The sequence below is a fragment of the Klebsiella sp. LY genome (assembly GCF_004010915.1).
Lineage (GTDB): Bacteria > Pseudomonadota > Gammaproteobacteria > Enterobacterales > Enterobacteriaceae > Klebsiella > Klebsiella quasipneumoniae.
Window position 1 is genome coordinate 3,646,228 of the sequence record NZ_CP022444.1, and the last position, 15,485, is coordinate 3,661,712.

A 15,485-nucleotide genomic window follows, 5' to 3' on the forward strand; every position below is an offset into this window, starting at 1 on the left:
GGTCACAAATATCAGCGGGTCATTTTCTTAAATTTTGACGCCGCTAACAAAAAAGGCCCGCTTGAGCGGGCCTTTTATAAAAACGGGTGCCGATTACAGGCTGGAGACGTTTTCGGTCAGGTATTTTGCCACGCCTTCCGGAGAGGCAGCCATACCTTCTTTTCCTTTTTCCCACTGCGCCGGGCAGACTTCGCCGTGCTCTTCGTGGAACTGCAGCGCGTCAACCATGCGCAGCATTTCGTCGATGTTACGGCCCAGCGGCAGGTCGTTAACCACCTGGTGGCGAACCACGCCGTTGGCGTCGATCAGGAAGGAGCCGCGCAGCGCTACGCCTTCGTCCGGATGCTCGATACCGTAAGCTTTCTGGATTTCACGTTTGATGTCGGCAACCATCGCGTATTTAACCGGGCCGATACCGCCCTGGTCTACCGGGGTATTACGCCATGCGTTGTGCACGAACTCGGAGTCGAAGGAAACGCCAACCACTTCCACGCCGCGTTTCTGGAATTCTTCGTAACGTTTGTCGAACGCGATCAGCTCAGACGGGCAAACGAAGGTGAAGTCCATCGGCCAGAAGAACAGAACGGTAGGTTTACCGTTGGTGTGCTGTTTGAAATTGAATTTCTCAACGATCTCACCATTACCCAGCACAGCGGCTGCAGTAAAATCCGGCGCTTGACGAGTGACCAGAACCATTTGATTCTCCTGTAATTACTAAGGTTATTTGGAACGCAACGCGGGCAAGTATAGAGCCTGTCCGCCAATAACACAAAGAGGCGCTGACAATCGTTCAGCCAGCTTTTACCTATCAATGTCGCAGCGATTACAGCTGTTTGTTTTTCGCCTGACGCATCATCTGCGGATAAAAGCGCCAGAACTGCCCCTCCAGCCGGTCGTAGTGGGTATCCAGATCCTGCCAGGAGTCGCGCAGCGCCTCGAGACGCGGGCGGCGGCTGGCCATGCCATTGAGCACGCGCTGAATAAAATCCATCTCCTGATAGCGCTCCAGCCAGCGCTCCGACCACAGGTATTGATTGAGATTGACGAAGCGGGGCGGCGAGTCGGGCAGGATCGGCACGATCTGCCGCTCGGCGTAGCGCACGAACTCGTCCAGCGGCAGGTCAGGGGAGAGTTGCGCCCAGTGCTGCGACAGGAAATGATCCCACATGACGTCGAGGGTGATGGGGGCGACGCGGCGGGTCTGCGGGCGAAACCACTCCCGCGCCTCTTTGACTTCCGCCAGGTTGTCAGTCAGCACGTCAATTCGCCGATGCATATAGATGCCATCGACGATCGTCGCCGGATAGTCGCCCTGCGGGTTGCCGCGCACAAAGTCGGCCATCAGATTGCCGGGCAGCGAACTGTCGGCGAGATGGGCCAGGTGCAGGTGGGCGAGAAAATTCATAGCGACGACATCCTTTAAATACTTTATGGCGAGCAGAGTGAGCGGTGTAGCGCTGCGCGTCGCCCTGAACGGCAGCCCCGGTGCCCGAATGGCGTGCTGTCTGGCCGCGCGCGGCCCTCTGCCACCGGTGATGCATTCGGCTGCCGCATGGCGGCATTCGGAATGATTTGGAATATAGATTATGTCATTCGTCCGGAGGGGTAAAGGTTGCAGGCAGAACGCCCCGGCACTAGACTACCCGCCTCTTTATTCAGTCTGAGTTACCGTCATGCGCGTTACCGATTTTGCTTTTGAACTACCCGAATCTCTGATCGCCCACTATCCGATGCCTGAGCGCAGCAGCTGCCGCTTACTTTCCCTGGACGGGCCGACGGGCGCGCTGACGCATGGCACCTTCACCGACATCCTCGATAAGCTCAATCCTGGCGATCTGCTGGTGTTTAACAACACCCGGGTGATCCCGGCGCGTCTGTTCGGTCGTAAGGCCAGCGGCGGCAAGATCGAAGTGCTGGTGGAGCGGATGCTGGATGATAAGCGCATCCTCGCCCATATTCGCGCCTCGAAAGCGCCGAAGCCGGGCGCCGAGCTGCTGCTGGGCGACGACGAGAGCATTCAGGCCACCATGCTGGCGCGTCACGGCGCGCTGTTTGAAGTGGAATTTAACGACGAGCGCCCGGTGCTGGAGATCCTTAACGGGATTGGCCATATGCCGCTGCCGCCCTACATTGACCGCCCGGATGAAGACGCTGACCGCGAGCTCTATCAAACCGTCTACGGCACCAGGCCGGGCGCGGTAGCCGCCCCGACCGCTGGTCTGCACTTCGACGAACCGCTGCTGGATAAACTGCGCGCCAAAGGCGTTGAGATGGCGTTTGTCACCCTGCACGTGGGCGCGGGTACCTTCCAGCCGGTGCGCGTCGACAGCATTGAAGAGCACACCATGCACTCTGAATATGCGGAAGTGCCGCAGGAGGTAGTCGATGCGGTGCTGGCGGCGAAGGCGCGCGGCAATCGCGTGATCGCGGTGGGCACCACCTCGGTACGCTCGCTGGAGAGCGCGGCGCAGGCGGCGAAAGACGCCCTGATTGCGCCGTTCTTCGACGATACGCAGATTTTCATCTATCCGGGTTATCAGTACCAGGTGATCGATGCGCTGGTAACCAACTTCCATCTCCCTGAATCCACACTGATTATGTTGGTGTCGGCGTTTGCGGGTTATCAGCACACCATGAACGCCTATAAGGTAGCGGTGGAGCAGAAATATCGCTTTTTTAGCTACGGGGATGCGATGTTTATCACGTACAATCCGCAGGCTATTTCTGAGCGTCCCTGAAGAGGCCGGCCCGCCGGCTTTTTGGACGCCATGACGCATTTTTTTAGCCACGGAATCATTCCGTGGCGAGTATGAAAACGTCGGACTGTTTTTCTGACGCAGGAGCAAGCATGAAATTTGAACTGGATACCACCGACGGTCGCGCCCGCCGCGGTCGCCTGGTGTTTGAGCGCGGCGTGGTGGAAACACCGGCCTTTATGCCCGTTGGCACCTACGGCACCGTCAAAGGGATGACGCCGGAAGAGGTGGAAGCCACCGGCGCGCAGATTATTCTCGGCAACACCTTCCACCTGTGGCTGCGCCCGGGTCAGGAGATCATGAAGCTGCACGGCGATCTGCACGATTTTATGCAGTGGAAAGGACCGATCCTGACCGACTCCGGCGGCTTCCAGGTGTTCAGCCTTGGCGATATCCGTAAGATCACCGAGCAGGGCGTGCATTTCCGCAACCCAATCAATGGCGATCCGATTTTCCTCGATCCGGAAAAATCCATGGAGATTCAGTACGATCTCGGCTCTGATATCGTGATGATCTTCGACGAATGTACGCCGTATCCAGCGGACTGGGATTACGCCAAGCGCTCAATGGAGATGTCTCTGCGCTGGGCGAAGCGCAGCCGTGACCGTTTCGATAGCCTTGGCAATAAAAATGCGCTGTTCGGCATCATTCAGGGCAGCGTTTACGAAGATTTACGTGATATCTCGGTGAAAGGTCTGGTAGAGATTGGCTTTGATGGCTACGCTGTCGGCGGTTTGGCGGTCGGCGAGCCGAAGGAAGACATGCACCGTATTCTGGAGCACGTCTGCCCGCAGATCCCGGCCGATAAACCACGATACCTGATGGGCGTCGGGAAGCCGGAAGATCTGGTGGAAGGGGTACGTCGCGGTATCGATATGTTCGACTGCGTCATGCCGACGCGCAACGCGCGTAACGGCCACCTGTTCGTCACCGACGGCGTGGTGAAAATCCGTAACGCGAAGCACAAAAGCGATACCGCGCCGCTGGACGCCGAGTGTGATTGCTATACATGTCGCAATTATTCACGCGCTTACTTGCATCACCTTGACCGTTGCAACGAAATATTGGGCGCGCGTCTCAATACCATTCATAACCTGCGCTACTATCAGCGTTTAATGGCTGGTTTACGCAAGGCTATCGAAGAGGGTAAATTAGAGAGCTTCGTGACCGATTTTTACCAACGTCAGGGGCGCACCGTGCCTCCTTTGAACGTTGATTAATTTTAATAATGAGGGAATTTCAATGAGCTTTTTTATTTCTGATGCGGTAGCGGCAACGGGTGCACCGGCGCAGGGCAGCCCGATGTCTCTGATTCTGATGCTGGTGGTGTTCGGTCTGATTTTTTACTTCATGATCCTGCGTCCACAGCAGAAGCGCACCAAGGAACATAAGAACCTGATGAACTCTATCGCCAAAGGTGATGAAGTGCTGACCAACGGCGGTCTGGTCGGTCGCGTGACCAAAGTAGCGGAAACTGGCTACATTGCTATCGCGCTGAACGATACCACTGAAGTGGTTATCAAACGTGACTTCGTTGCTGCCGTTCTGCCGAAAGGCACCATGAAGGCGCTGTAATCTAACTTTTCCCAAAGGGAACTGCCGTGTTAAACCGTTATCCTTTGTGGAAGTATGTCATGCTGGTCGTCGTCATTGTCGTCGGCCTGATCTATGCGCTTCCCAACCTGTATGGTGAGGATCCGGCTGTTCAAATCACTGGCGCGCGCGGCGTCGCCGCCAGTGAGCAAACGCTGATCCAGGTCCAGAAAACTTTACAAGAAGAAAAAATTACCGCGAAGTCTGTGGCACTGGAAGAGGGCGCTATTCTTGCGCGCTTCGACACCACTGATACCCAGCTGCGCGCGCGTGAAGCGCTGCTTACCGTGCTGGGTGACAAATACGTCGTGGCGCTAAACCTTGCTCCGGCAACCCCACGCTGGCTGGCGGCACTCTATGCCGAACCGATGAAGCTGGGTCTTGATCTGCGCGGCGGCGTGCACTTCCTGATGGAAGTCGACATGGACACCGCGTTAGGCAAACTGCAGGAACAGAACATCGACAGCCTGCGCAGCGAGCTGCGCGACAAAGGCATTCCTTACGCGACCGTGCGCAAGGAAGACAACTACGGTCTGAGCATCGTCTTCCGCGACAGCGCGGCGCGCGACCAGGCTATCTCTTATCTCAGCCCTCGCCATCGCGATCTGGTGATCTCCTCTCAGGGTGACAACAGCCTGAAAGCGGTGATGACCGATGAGCGCCTGAAAGAAGCCCGTGAGTACGCGGTTCAGCAGAACATTAACATTCTGCGTAACCGTGTGAACCAGCTAGGCGTCGCCGAACCGCTGGTTCAGCGTCAGGGCGCTGACCGCATCGTCGTTGAGCTGCCGGGTATCCAGGATACCGCGCGGGCGAAGGAGATCCTTGGCGCGACCGCGACCCTCGAGTTCCGTCTGGTCAATACCAACGTTGACCAGTCCGCCGCCGCCTCTGGCCGCGTACCGGGCGACTCGGAAGTGAAGCAGACGCGTGAAGGCCAGCCGGTGGTGCTGTACAAGCGGGTGATCCTGACCGGTGACCATATCACCGACTCGACCTCCAGCATGGATGAGTACAACCAGCCGCAGGTCAACATCTCGCTGGACAGCGCGGGCGGTAACATCATGTCCAACTTCACCAAGGACAATATCGGCAAGCCGATGGCGACCCTGTTCGTGGAGTATAAAGACAGCGGTAAGAAAGACGCCAACGGTCGGGCTATCCTGGCGAAAGAGGAAGAGGTGATTAACATCGCCAACATCCAGTCGCGTCTGGGTAACAGCTTCCGTATTACCGGTATCAGCAACCCGAACGAAGCGCGCCAGCTGTCGCTGCTGCTGCGTGCCGGCGCGTTGATTGCGCCGATTCAGATCGTCGAAGAGCGGACTATCGGCCCAACCCTTGGTATGCAGAACATCAAGCAGGGTCTGGAAGCCTGTCTGGCCGGCCTGGTGGTCTCCATCCTGTTCATGATCCTCTTCTATAAGAAGTTCGGTCTGATTGCGACCTCGGCGCTGATTGCCAACCTGGTGCTGATTGTCGGCATTATGTCCCTCATCCCGGGGGCGACGCTGACCATGCCGGGCATCGCGGGTATCGTGTTAACCCTTGCGGTGGCGGTCGATGCTAACGTTCTGATCAACGAGCGCATCAAAGAAGAGTTGAGCAACGGGCGTACCGTTCAGCAGGCGATTGACGAAGGTTATCGCGGCGCGTTCAGCTCGATCTTCGACGCCAACGTGACGACGCTTATCAAAGTGATCATCCTGTACGCGGTCGGTACCGGTGCCATTAAAGGGTTTGCGATTACTACCGGTATCGGTATCGCGACCTCAATGTTTACCGCTATCGTCGGCACCCGTGCCATCGTGAACCTGCTGTACGGCGGCAAGCGCGTTAAAAAGCTGTCTATCTGAGGAGTGCGTTGTGGCACAGGAATATACTGTTGAACAATTGAACCACGGCCGTAAAGTCTGGGACTTTATGCGCTGGGACTACTGGGCCTTCGGCATTTCAGGTTTTCTGCTGATTGTGTCGATCGCCATCATCGGCGTCCGCGGCTTTAACTGGGGTCTCGATTTCACCGGCGGTACGGTGATCGAAATTACCCTTGAGAAGCCGGTCGATCTCGACCAGATGCGCGATTCCCTGCAAAAAGCGGGCTTTGAAGAGCCGCAGGTGCAGAACTTTGGCAGCAGCCGCGACATCATGGTACGTATGCCGCCGGTGCATGACGCCAACGGCAGCCAGGAGCTGGGCAGTAAGGTCGTGACGGTGATTAACGAATCGACCAGCCAGAACGCGGCGGTGAAGCGCATTGAGTTTGTCGGCCCGAGCGTCGGTGCGGACCTTGCGCAAACCGGCGCCCTGGCGCTGATTGCCGCGCTGGTCTGTATCCTGATCTACGTCGGCTTCCGCTTCGAATGGCGTCTGGCGGCGGGGGTGGTTATCGCCCTGGCGCACGACGTGGTGATCACCATGGGCGTGCTGTCGCTGTTCCATATCGAAATCGACCTGACCATTGTGGCCTCGTTGATGTCGGTTATCGGCTACTCGCTGAACGACAGTATCGTGGTATCGGACCGTATCCGTGAAAACTTCCGTAAGATCCGCCGCGGTACGCCGTACGAGATCTTCAACGTGTCGTTGACCCAGACGCTGCACCGTACCTTGATCACCTCCGGGACCACCCTGATGGTGATCCTGATGCTGTTCCTGTTCGGCGGCCCGATTCTGGAAGGCTTCTCGCTGACCATGCTGATCGGTGTTTCCATCGGTACGGCTTCTTCTATCTACGTCGCCTCCGCGCTGGCGTTGAAGCTGGGCATGAAGCGCGAGCATCTGCTGCAGCAGAAGGTGGAAAAAGAAGGGGCGGACCAGCCGTCAATTCTGCCGTAATACGGTTCAGTTGAAATAAAGCAATCCCGGCCCAGGCGGCCGGGATTTTTTTTGCCCGCGACAAAACCTGCTGACAGTATGCTGTCAGGAGCCCTCCCATACACTCCTTTTGAACTCAATAACGAGCAGGAGGAAGTATGAATAACGTGATTAACTGGTTTGAAATTCCGGTCGCCGATATGGATCGCGCCGTCGCGTTTTATGAGCCGGTGATGCAGGTGACGCTGCGTCGCGAAACCATGGACTGCGCCGAGCTGGCGGTGTTCCCGCATCAGGACCCGGCCCCCGGCGGCGCGCTGGCCAAATTTGAGGGTATCGCGCCTTCAGCGCAGGGCGCTATTATTTACCTGCATACAGACCATCTTGCCGCCACACTCGACCGCGTCGCCTCGGCGGGTGGGGCGTGTGTTTTCGGGCCGCTGACGCTGCCGAATAATATTGGCACCATCGCGCTGTTTACTGACAGCGAGGGCAACCGCGTCGGCCTGCATCAACCGGCTTAACCTGAACTTTTTGTGAAGTGAAACATGACCCGACGCGCCGACCGTTTATTTCAGATTGTGCAGATCCTGCGCGGCAGGCGGCTCACCACCGCCTCGCTGCTGGCGGAGCGGCTGGGCGTGTCGGAGCGCACCGTGTATCGCGATATTCGCGATCTCTCCCTCTCCGGCGTGCCGGTGGAGGGGGAGGCGGGTAGCGGCTACCGGCTGCTGGCGGGCTACGATCTGCCGCCGCTAATGCTGACCACCAAAGAATCCGAAGCGCTGATCGCCGCGATCCGGCTGCTGAAAACCTGGGGCGGCGAGGCGCTGTCGCAATCGCTGGAATCCGCACAGGAGAAGATGCTGGCGATCCTGCCGGAGGCGCGCCGACGCCAGGCGGAGCAGACCCGCCTGTTTGCCCCCGATCTCGGCGCCCATCGCTATGCCAAAACCTTCTTTGACATCATTCATCAGGCGGTCTCCGGCCAGCAGGTGCTGGCGTTGCGCTATCAGGATGAGTCCGGTCGGGTGACCGAGCGCGACGTGCTGCCGCTGGGGCTGTTTTTCTGGGGGGAGCGCTGGCTGCTGGTAGCCTGGTGTGAGCTGCGCAATGATTATCGCAACTTTCGCCTCGACCGCTGTCTGGCGGTCAGGGCGACCGAGCGTCGATTCAGCGAGTGCGCCGACCGCTCGTTAAATGATTTTCTGCGCAAGGTTCGGTGCGACGTGTGGGAGAAATAAAAACGCCCGGATGGCCCGGGCGTTGTCTTGCCGTTTCAGCAATTAGAAGTTGTAACCAACCACGAAGTAACCACCCCAGCCGGTTGAGCGGACGCTGAAATCGCCATCGCCGAAGTTCAGCTTGGCATCGTCAGCCCACTGGCCGCCGTTATGGAAGTAACGGGCCACTACCGAGTAGTGCCAGTGCGCGTAGTTCAGCGCCAGGATGTGGCTGGAGGCGATGGAGTTGCTGGTGCGCGCGTGCTTCCCGTTCAGATCGTAGAAGTTGTCATCGCCGAGGTCAGAACCCCAGTCGAAGTTGGTGAAGCCGATGTAGCTCAGCGAACCGCCCCACAGGTCGGTCAGCGGCACAAAGTATTTCACTTTGAAGCGGTAGCCGTCCCACTCGTTCTCATTGGACGCGCCGTAGTTCTGCCACTGGTATTTGGCGTAGACGTTCAACGACAGGCTCATCGGCAGGCCGGTGTCGATATCGGTACCCAGACCCATATACCAGGTGCTCTGCTCCTGGGAATCATTGCGGCCCATATCGTAGATATAGTTGTTCGCGAAATACCACTCTTTGAACGGCCCGAAGCTCAGATCGGTGTTGGTCAGCTTGTCGATAGAGAAGCGCGGTTCGATCTCCATAAACAGCGGAGAACCGTTGTTCCAGATACCTTTTGCCGTGCTATTGCCGCCGAAGAACACCGGAGCATCGATATAGCCGTAAAAATCAAACCAGTCTTTTTTGGCGAACGCTTCGTATTCCAGATAGGTATCGTTACGGATCTGCGGTCCGAAACGGGTGTGGTAGCTCCCTACCACGTTAACACTCTGGTGCCACCAGTCAGACAGATACTGCGGTTTGTCGTTTTCTGCCGCGCCCGCGGTAAAAGAAGTGGAGAGCGCCACAACCGCACCCGCTGCCAGTAATGTTTTTTTCATAGTAATGCCACTGTTTAAATTGAGCCTGAAGGCGTTAAAAGAAGTGCCGAAGCGTTTCTAAATATTTCGTCTTTCTGTGGAGGTCTATTATAGGAATCATTGCTCACAAAAATACGTGTTGTTTCACATAACCAGAACATGCGTAATCGATTGCGTTCACGATTCTATGCATTTCTTGACAAAATGCTACTGAAAATCGCGATGCAGAACGATTTCTAATGAACTCTTGTGAAAAGTTGTAAGTGGAGAAGAATGACGGGGCAGGATGTCGCCGGGCAGGGGAAAGCCCGGCGCAAAGGCTTACTGTGCGGCGGCGGGCTGGATATCGTGGACGCGAATAAAACCGACTTTGTCCGGCGTTACGTTCAGGCGCAGCGGGATGTTGACATCGCTGGGTGCGAGGATGCTGGCCGGGGCGCTGATCAACTGATCCTGAACATTCACTTCCTGATAGCTGTGGGTAGTGCCGGTGATCTGTCCGGAGGCGACGGTGGCGGTAAAGGCCGGCAGCGGATCGTTGGATTCGCCCTGAATACGTAACGTCAGGCGTGATCCGTCGCCATCCGGCGTAATGCTCGCCACCGACATGCGCAGGGTGCCGATCTGGCTCTCCAGCCGCGCCGGGGTTTTCGCCTCCGGCAGCAAATAGACGCCGCGGGTAGATTTCGCGTTCAGCGCGTTTTGCTGGGTAATTTTGATCGTTTGCTGATTGAGCTGGGTCATCTCCTGGCTCAGGGTGCTCACGCTCTGGTGCATCTGGCGGATTTCGCTTTGCTGGGCGCAGGCGGTAAGGGTAAACAGGCTGCCCGCGATGGCGAGTTTCAGGTAACGTCTTGTCATGGTCAGGATTCCGTTTGCAGAGGATGCTTAATGGTAGCCAAACCGCCTGTCTCTCCCATAGATCCTTTGTCTCAAAAGCTCTTTCTTTGTAGTCAGGTCACTTCGCGGTAAACTACCCTTCAGTTTAACTACCTGTCAGGACGCGCTATGCATTGCCCTTTCTGTTTCGCCGTGGATACCAAAGTGATTGACTCTCGTCTGGTGGGGGAAGGCTCTTCCGTGCGTCGCCGTCGGCAGTGTCTGGTCTGTAATGAGCGCTTTACCACCTTCGAAGTGGCGGAGCTGGTGATGCCCCGGGTGGTGAAGAGTAACGATGTGCGTGAACCCTTCAACGAAGACAAGCTGCGCAGTGGGATGCTGAAAGCGCTGGAGAAACGTCCGGTCAGCGCCGATGACGTCGAAATGGCGGTCAACCATATCAAAACCCATCTGCGCGGCACCGGCGAGCGCGAAGTGGCCAGCAAAATGATCGGCAATCTGGTGATGGAACAGCTGAAAAAACTGGATAAAGTCGCCTATATTCGCTTCGCGTCGGTCTATCGCAGCTTCGAAGATATCAAAGAATTCGGCGAAGAGATCGCCCGCTTACAGGACTAAGCCATGCAGGACGAAATGTACATGGCGCGTGCGCTTAAGCTCGCCGCCCGCGGTCGCTTTACCACCCATCCTAACCCTAACGTTGGCTGTGTCATTGTAAAAGACGGCGAGATCGTCGGCGAAGGGTTCCACTATCGCGCCGGCGAGCCGCACGCCGAAGTGCACGCCCTGCGGATGGCGGGGGAACAGGCGCGAGGCGCCACCGCCTATGTCACCCTTGAGCCCTGCAGCCACCACGGCCGTACGCCGCCGTGCTGCGATGCGCTGATTGCCGCCGGCATCAGCCGCGTGGTCGCCGCGATGCAGGATCCGAACCCGCAGGTGGCGGGGCGCGGCTTGTACCGTCTGCAGCAGGCCGGTATTGAAGTCAGCCACGGGCTGATGATGAACGAGGCGGAAGCGCTGAACAAGGGCTTCCTGAAGCGGATGCGCACCGGTTTTCCCTGGGTGCAGCTCAAGCTGGGTGCTTCGCTGGACGGCCGCACGGCGATGGCCAGCGGCGAAAGCCAGTGGATCACCTCCCCGCAGGCGCGACGCGACGTGCAGCGTCTGCGCGCACAGAGCCATGCCATTCTGACCAGCAGCGCCACCGTACTGGCGGACGATCCGGCGCTGACCGTGCGCTGGCAGGAGCTGAGCGCCGATACCCAGGCGCTGTATCCCCAAGAGAATTTGCGCCAGCCGCTGCGCGTCGTGATCGACAGTCAGAACCGCGTCACGCCTGAGCATCGTATTGTGCAGCAGGCGGGGGAAACGCTGTTTGCCCGCCTGGGCGCCGATGAGCGCCAGTGGCCGGACAGCGTGCGCACGCTGCTGGTTCCGGAACATAACGGCCATCTCGATCTGGTGCTGCTGATGATGCTGCTTGGCAAACAGCAGATCAACAGCGTCTGGGTGGAGGCGGGGGCCACGCTTGCCGGGGCGCTGCTGCAGGCGGGGCTGGTCGACGAGCTTATCGTCTATATTGCGCCTAAACTGTTAGGCAATGCGGCGCGTGGATTATGCGCGCTGCCGGGGCTTGAAGAACTGAGCCAGGCGCCCCATTTTAAATTCAATGAGATACGTCAGGTTGGCCCGGATGTCTGCCTGCATTTAACCACTGCGTGAGGCTTTCCTGATTATTAGGAAGCAGCGCTCAGAATAATATGATAAAATCCGCCCCCCTTGCGGGGCACATGAACCCGAAGGAAGAGTATGAACATTATTGAAGCTAACGTTGCTACCCCGGACGCTCGCGTCGCCATCACCATTGCGCGTTTCAACAACTTTATCAATGACAGCCTGCTGGAAGGTGCGATTGACGCCCTGAAACGCATTGGTCAGGTAAAAGATGAAAACATCACCGTTGTTTGGGTTCCAGGCGCGTATGAGCTGCCGCTGGCGGCTGGCGCACTGGCGAAAACCGGTAAATATGACGCGGTGATCGCGCTGGGTACGGTGATTCGCGGCGGTACCGCCCACTTTGAATATGTGGCAGGCGGTGCCAGCAATGGCCTGGCGCACGTCGCTCAGGACAGCGAAATCCCGGTAGCCTTTGGTGTTCTGACCACTGAAAGTATTGAACAAGCCATTGAGCGCGCTGGCACCAAAGCCGGTAACAAAGGCGCAGAAGCTGCGCTGACCGCGCTGGAAATGATTAACGTATTGAAAGCCATCAAGGCCTGATTTTTGTAAGGGGAATTCCGTGAAACCTGCTGCTCGTCGCCGCGCCCGTGAGTGTGCCGTTCAGGCGCTCTACTCCTGGCAGTTGTCCCAGAACGACATCGCTGATGTCGAATACCAGTTCCTGGCGGAACAGGACGTAAAAGATGTTGATGTTCTGTATTTCCGCGAACTGCTGTCCGGAGTGGCGACTAACAGCGCGTACCTCGACGGCCTGATGAAGCCCTACCTGTCCCGTCAGCTGGAAGAGCTGGGTCAGGTGGAAAAAGCGGTGCTGCGTATCGCGCTGTTTGAGCTGTCCAAACGCGATGACGTACCGTATAAAGTGGCCATCAATGAAGCTATCGAACTGGCGAAAACCTTCGGCGCTGAAGATAGCCACAAGTTCGTCAACGGTGTGCTGGACAAAGCGGCTCCGGTAATTCGTCCCCACAAGAAGTAAACTGCAGGCCGGGTTTTGCGAGGGTCGTCTCGCAACCCGGCCTTATTTATTATTTTGCTGAGGCATAACGTATGGCATGTGGCGAATTCTCCCTGATTGCCCGTTATTTTGATCGCGTTAAAAGCGCTCGTCTTGATGTCGAGACCGGTATCGGCGACGACTGCGCTCTCCTGAATATTCCCGAGAAAAAAACGCTGGCAATCAGCACCGACACTCTGGTGGCGGGCAATCACTTCTTACCCGATATCGACCCGGCCGACCTCGCCTATAAAGCCCTGGCGGTGAACCTGAGCGACCTCGCAGCGATGGGCGCGGAGCCGGCGTGGCTCACCCTGGCGCTGACCTTGCCGGAGGTGGATGAAGCCTGGCTGGAAGCCTTCAGCGACAGCCTGTTTGTCCAGCTTGACTACTACGATATGCAGCTGATTGGCGGCGACACCACCCGTGGCCCGCTCGCCATGACCCTGGGTATCCACGGCTTTGTGCCGCCTGGGCGCGCCATGAAGCGTTCAGGTGCGAAGCCGGGAGACTGGATCTATGTCACCGGTACCCCGGGGGACAGCGCCGCCGGCCTGGCGCTGTTGCAGAACCGGCTGACGGTGGATACGCCGACTGACGCCGACTATTTGCTGGCCCGTCACCTGCGTCCGATGCCCCGCGTGCTGCAGGGCCAGGCGCTGCGCGACCTGGCGACGTCGGCGATCGATCTCTCCGACGGCCTGATCTCCGATCTGGGTCATATTCTCAAAGCCAGCGGCTGCGGCGCGCGTATCGAGCTTGATGCCATGCCGTACTCTGACGCGATGCTACGCCAGGTTGATTCTGAGCAGGCGCTGCGCTGGGCGCTCGCCGGTGGCGAAGACTACGAGATGTGCTTTACCGTACCGGAACTGAACCGTGGGGCGCTGGACGTGGCCCTTGGCCATCTTGGCGCGCGTTTTACCTGTATCGGACAGATTGCGCCGGAGAGCGAAGGTCTGCAGTTTATCCGCGACGGTAAGCCGGTCACGCTTGATTTAAAGGGATACGATCACTTTGCGTAGTCGAGACGAGGCGCTTAGCCGCCTGAGTATGCGTAATCCATGGCATCTGCTGGCGACCGGCTTTGGCAGCGGCTTAAGCCCGGTGGTGCCGGGCACGATGGGGTCGCTGGCGGCGATCCCGTTCTGGTATCTGATGACTTTTCTCCCCTGGCAGCTCTACTCGCTGGTGGTGATGATGAGCATCTGTATCGGGGTCTATCTGTGCCATCGCACGGCCAAAGATATGGGCACCCATGACCACGGCAGCATCGTCTGGGACGAGTTCGTCGGGATGTGGATCACCCTGATGGCGCTGCCGACCCTGGACTGGCAGTGGGTGGCCGCCGGCTTCGTCATTTTCCGTATCTTCGATATGTGGAAACCGTGGCCGATTCGCTGGTTTGACCGTAATATTCACGGCGGAATGGGGATCATGGTGGATGATATCGTCGCCGGCGTGATCTCCGCCGGCGTGCTGTATGTTATTGGCCATCACTGGCCCATCGGTCTGCTTTGACCGCTTCTCCCCGGCAGCGCCATGCTGTCGGGGAAACCACGCCCGTCACTTAAATCCCACCACCGGATGCGGCTGATAGGGCGCCTCCAGTTTGTCGATCTGTTCCGGAGATAGCGTCAAATCCACCGCCTGCAACAGGTCATCGAGCTGTTCCTGACGCGACGGACCGATAATTGGCGCGGCGACGCCGGGCTTGCTTAACAGCCAGGCGAGGGCGACCTGCGCGCGACTGGCGTCGAGCTCTTCCGCCACGTCCGCGAGATTCCCGGCGATCTGCGCGTCGTTCTCTTCGCTGGTGCTGTAAAGCGATTTGCCGAACTCATCCGAGACCAGCCGGGCGGTGGTCTCACCCCATGGGCGGGTCAGCCTGCCGCGCGCCAGCGGGCTCCACGGGATCACCGCCACGCCGTTACGCTGGCACAGGGGCAGCATCTCATTCTCTTCTTCCCGGTAAATCAGGTTGTAGTGATCCTGCATGGTGACGAAGCGCGCCCAGCCGTTCTGCTGCTGAAGCGCCAGCGCCTGGGCAAACTGCCGGGCATGCATGGACGAGGCGCCGATATAGCGCGCTTTGCCGGCTTTCACCACCTCGTCCAGCGCTTCGAGCGTCTCTTCAATCGGGGTGCTGTAGTCCCAGCGGTGGATCTGCAACAGGTCGACATAGTCCATACCGAGACGGCGCAGGCTGTCGTCGATAGAGCGCAGGATCTGCGCCCGGGAAAGCCCTTCCGCCAGATCGCCGACCTGGTGATAGACCTTGGTGGCGACAACCACCTCGTCGCGGCGGGCAAAGTCGCGCAGAGCGCGGCCGACGATCTCTTCGCTACTGCCGTCGGAGTAGCTGTTTGCGGTATCGAAGAAGTTGATGCCGCCTTCAATGGCGTGCTGGATGAGCGGGCGACTGCTCTCTTCCGGAAGCGTCCAGGCGTGTCTGCCGCGGTCCGGCTCGCCGAAGGTCATGCAGCCGAGGCAGAGTCGGGAAACACGTAAGGCAGTATCGCCGAGGGGGATATAGTGCATGGTGCGCTCCTGCTATTCATCAAGGGTATCCCTTAAGCATAGCAGGAG

Annotated in this window: 18 protein-coding genes and 1 pseudogene; 14 read left to right on the forward strand and 5 right to left on the reverse strand. The window is 58.1% G+C overall.

All coding sequences use genetic code 11. The features are described 5' to 3' along the window. Window positions 1–93: 93 nt before the first annotated feature. Together CE636_RS20730 and acpH are read right to left on the reverse strand one after the other, a co-directional pair. Window positions 94–696 (reverse strand): peroxiredoxin, encoded by a 603-nt coding sequence (locus tag CE636_RS20730; protein ID WP_004178733.1) that lies wholly within the window; start codon window positions 694–696, stop codon window positions 94–96. 127 nt (window positions 697–823) lie between these two features. Next, window positions 824–1,405, reverse strand: coding sequence for an ACP phosphodiesterase (acpH, locus tag CE636_RS20735; RefSeq protein WP_017898929.1), 582 nt, complete (start codon window positions 1,403–1,405; stop codon window positions 824–826). 88 nt (window positions 1,406–1,493) lie between these two features. Here acpH and CE636_RS28895 point away from each other — a divergent pair. The 8 genes and pseudogenes from CE636_RS28895 (at window position 1,494) to CE636_RS20770 (ending at window position 8,410) form a co-directional block, all read left to right on the forward strand. After that, window positions 1,494–1,609, forward strand: a pseudogene (locus CE636_RS28895) (hypothetical protein). Window positions 1,610–1,673: 64 nt separating this feature from the next. Beyond that, window positions 1,674–2,738 (forward strand): tRNA preQ1(34) S-adenosylmethionine ribosyltransferase-isomerase QueA, encoded by a 1,065-nt coding sequence (gene queA, locus CE636_RS20740; protein ID WP_004204841.1) that lies wholly within the window; start codon window positions 1,674–1,676, stop codon window positions 2,736–2,738. Between the two features lie 110 nt (window positions 2,739–2,848). After that, window positions 2,849–3,976 (forward strand): tRNA guanosine(34) transglycosylase Tgt, encoded by a 1,128-nt coding sequence (tgt, locus tag CE636_RS20745; protein WP_002890395.1) that lies wholly within the window; start codon window positions 2,849–2,851, stop codon window positions 3,974–3,976. Between the two features lie 22 nt (window positions 3,977–3,998). After that, a complete protein-coding gene (gene yajC / locus CE636_RS20750; protein ID WP_002890398.1) occupies window positions 3,999–4,331 on the forward strand; it encodes a preprotein translocase subunit YajC in 333 nt (110 codons plus the stop codon). A 26-nt stretch (window positions 4,332–4,357) separates the two neighbouring features. After that, the gene (gene secD / locus CE636_RS20755; RefSeq protein WP_004204840.1) at window positions 4,358–6,205 is read left to right on the forward strand and encodes a protein translocase subunit SecD; all 1,848 of its coding nucleotides are present in this window, start codon (window positions 4,358–4,360) and stop codon (window positions 6,203–6,205) included. Between the two features lie 10 nt (window positions 6,206–6,215). Beyond that, on the forward strand, window positions 6,216–7,187 hold the full coding sequence (gene secF, locus CE636_RS20760; protein ID WP_004204839.1) for a protein translocase subunit SecF: 972 nt from the start codon (window positions 6,216–6,218) through the stop codon (window positions 7,185–7,187). Window positions 7,188–7,324: 137 nt separating this feature from the next. Beyond that, window positions 7,325–7,690: a VOC family protein gene (locus CE636_RS20765; protein ID WP_004204838.1), complete on the forward strand. Its 366-nt coding sequence runs from the start codon at window positions 7,325–7,327 to the stop codon at window positions 7,688–7,690. Window positions 7,691–7,714: 24 nt separating this feature from the next. Next, a complete protein-coding gene (locus CE636_RS20770) occupies window positions 7,715–8,410 on the forward strand; it encodes a helix-turn-helix transcriptional regulator (RefSeq protein WP_004204837.1) in 696 nt (231 codons plus the stop codon). Window positions 8,411–8,452: 42 nt separating this feature from the next. Here CE636_RS20770 and CE636_RS20775 read toward each other — a convergent pair whose 3' ends face one another. Then, window positions 8,453–9,337 (reverse strand): nucleoside-specific channel-forming protein Tsx, encoded by an 885-nt coding sequence (locus CE636_RS20775; RefSeq protein WP_004204836.1) that lies wholly within the window; start codon window positions 9,335–9,337, stop codon window positions 8,453–8,455. Window positions 9,338–9,637: 300 nt separating this feature from the next. After that, window positions 9,638–10,177, reverse strand: a complete 540-nt coding sequence (locus CE636_RS20780) for a DUF3251 domain-containing protein (protein ID WP_004204835.1) — start codon at window positions 10,175–10,177, stop codon at window positions 9,638–9,640. Between the two features lie 147 nt (window positions 10,178–10,324). On the opposite strand from CE636_RS20780, the gene nrdR reads away from it, so the two are divergent. The 6 genes from nrdR to pgpA all read left to right on the forward strand — a co-directional run bounded on the left by nrdR (window position 10,325) and on the right by pgpA (window position 14,417). Next, window positions 10,325–10,774 (forward strand): transcriptional regulator NrdR, encoded by a 450-nt coding sequence (gene nrdR, locus CE636_RS20785; RefSeq protein ID WP_002890417.1) that lies wholly within the window; start codon window positions 10,325–10,327, stop codon window positions 10,772–10,774. A 3-nt stretch (window positions 10,775–10,777) separates the two neighbouring features. After that, complete coding sequence (gene ribD, locus CE636_RS20790) at window positions 10,778–11,881, forward strand: bifunctional diaminohydroxyphosphoribosylaminopyrimidine deaminase/5-amino-6-(5-phosphoribosylamino)uracil reductase RibD (protein ID WP_004204834.1); 1,104 nt, start codon at window positions 10,778–10,780, stop codon at window positions 11,879–11,881. A gap of 87 nt (window positions 11,882–11,968) precedes the next feature. Next, complete coding sequence (ribE, locus tag CE636_RS20795; RefSeq protein ID WP_001021161.1) at window positions 11,969–12,439, forward strand: 6,7-dimethyl-8-ribityllumazine synthase; 471 nt, start codon at window positions 11,969–11,971, stop codon at window positions 12,437–12,439. 19 nt (window positions 12,440–12,458) lie between these two features. Continuing rightward, the gene (nusB, locus tag CE636_RS20800) at window positions 12,459–12,878 is read left to right on the forward strand and encodes a transcription antitermination factor NusB (protein WP_004204833.1); all 420 of its coding nucleotides are present in this window, start codon (window positions 12,459–12,461) and stop codon (window positions 12,876–12,878) included. Window positions 12,879–12,949: 71 nt separating this feature from the next. Further along, on the forward strand, window positions 12,950–13,921 hold the full coding sequence (gene thiL, locus CE636_RS20805) for a thiamine-phosphate kinase (protein ID WP_017898928.1): 972 nt from the start codon (window positions 12,950–12,952) through the stop codon (window positions 13,919–13,921). Then, a complete protein-coding gene (pgpA, locus tag CE636_RS20810; RefSeq protein ID WP_004177266.1) occupies window positions 13,914–14,417 on the forward strand; it encodes a phosphatidylglycerophosphatase A in 504 nt (167 codons plus the stop codon). Before thiL ends, pgpA begins: the two co-directional genes overlap by 8 nt. A gap of 45 nt (window positions 14,418–14,462) precedes the next feature. On the opposite strand, the gene CE636_RS20815 is transcribed toward pgpA, so the two are convergent. Further along, window positions 14,463–15,437, reverse strand: coding sequence for an aldo/keto reductase (locus CE636_RS20815; protein ID WP_017898927.1), 975 nt, complete (start codon window positions 15,435–15,437; stop codon window positions 14,463–14,465). Window positions 15,438–15,485 lie beyond the last annotated feature (48 nt).

What these genes read in the sequence shown, in the direction of transcription:
- nrdR (WP_002890417.1), top strand. Translation starts at nt 10,325, where the DNA reads ATGCATTGCCCTTTCTGTTTCGCCGTGGATACCAAAGTGATTGACTCT.
- thiL (WP_017898928.1), top strand. Translation starts at nt 12,950, where the DNA reads ATGGCATGTGGCGAATTCTCCCTGATTGCCCGTTATTTTGATCGCGTT.
- CE636_RS20770 (WP_004204837.1), top strand. Translation starts at nt 7,715, where the DNA reads ATGACCCGACGCGCCGACCGTTTATTTCAGATTGTGCAGATCCTGCGC.
- yajC (WP_002890398.1), top strand. Translation starts at nt 3,999, where the DNA reads ATGAGCTTTTTTATTTCTGATGCGGTAGCGGCAACGGGTGCACCGGCG.
- CE636_RS20765 (WP_004204838.1), top strand. Translation starts at nt 7,325, where the DNA reads ATGAATAACGTGATTAACTGGTTTGAAATTCCGGTCGCCGATATGGAT.
- ribE (WP_001021161.1), top strand. Translation starts at nt 11,969, where the DNA reads ATGAACATTATTGAAGCTAACGTTGCTACCCCGGACGCTCGCGTCGCC.
- CE636_RS20775 (WP_004204836.1), bottom strand. Translation starts at nt 9,337, where the DNA reads ATGAAAAAAACATTACTGGCAGCGGGTGCGGTTGTGGCGCTCTCCACT.
- acpH (WP_017898929.1), bottom strand. Translation starts at nt 1,405, where the DNA reads ATGAATTTTCTCGCCCACCTGCACCTGGCCCATCTCGCCGACAGTTCG.
- tgt (WP_002890395.1), top strand. Translation starts at nt 2,849, where the DNA reads ATGAAATTTGAACTGGATACCACCGACGGTCGCGCCCGCCGCGGTCGC.
- queA (WP_004204841.1), top strand. Translation starts at nt 1,674, where the DNA reads ATGCGCGTTACCGATTTTGCTTTTGAACTACCCGAATCTCTGATCGCC.
- CE636_RS20780 (WP_004204835.1), bottom strand. Translation starts at nt 10,177, where the DNA reads ATGACAAGACGTTACCTGAAACTCGCCATCGCGGGCAGCCTGTTTACC.
- CE636_RS20730 (WP_004178733.1), bottom strand. Translation starts at nt 696, where the DNA reads ATGGTTCTGGTCACTCGTCAAGCGCCGGATTTTACTGCAGCCGCTGTG.
- CE636_RS20815 (WP_017898927.1), bottom strand. Translation starts at nt 15,437, where the DNA reads ATGCACTATATCCCCCTCGGCGATACTGCCTTACGTGTTTCCCGACTC.
- ribD (WP_004204834.1), top strand. Translation starts at nt 10,778, where the DNA reads ATGCAGGACGAAATGTACATGGCGCGTGCGCTTAAGCTCGCCGCCCGC.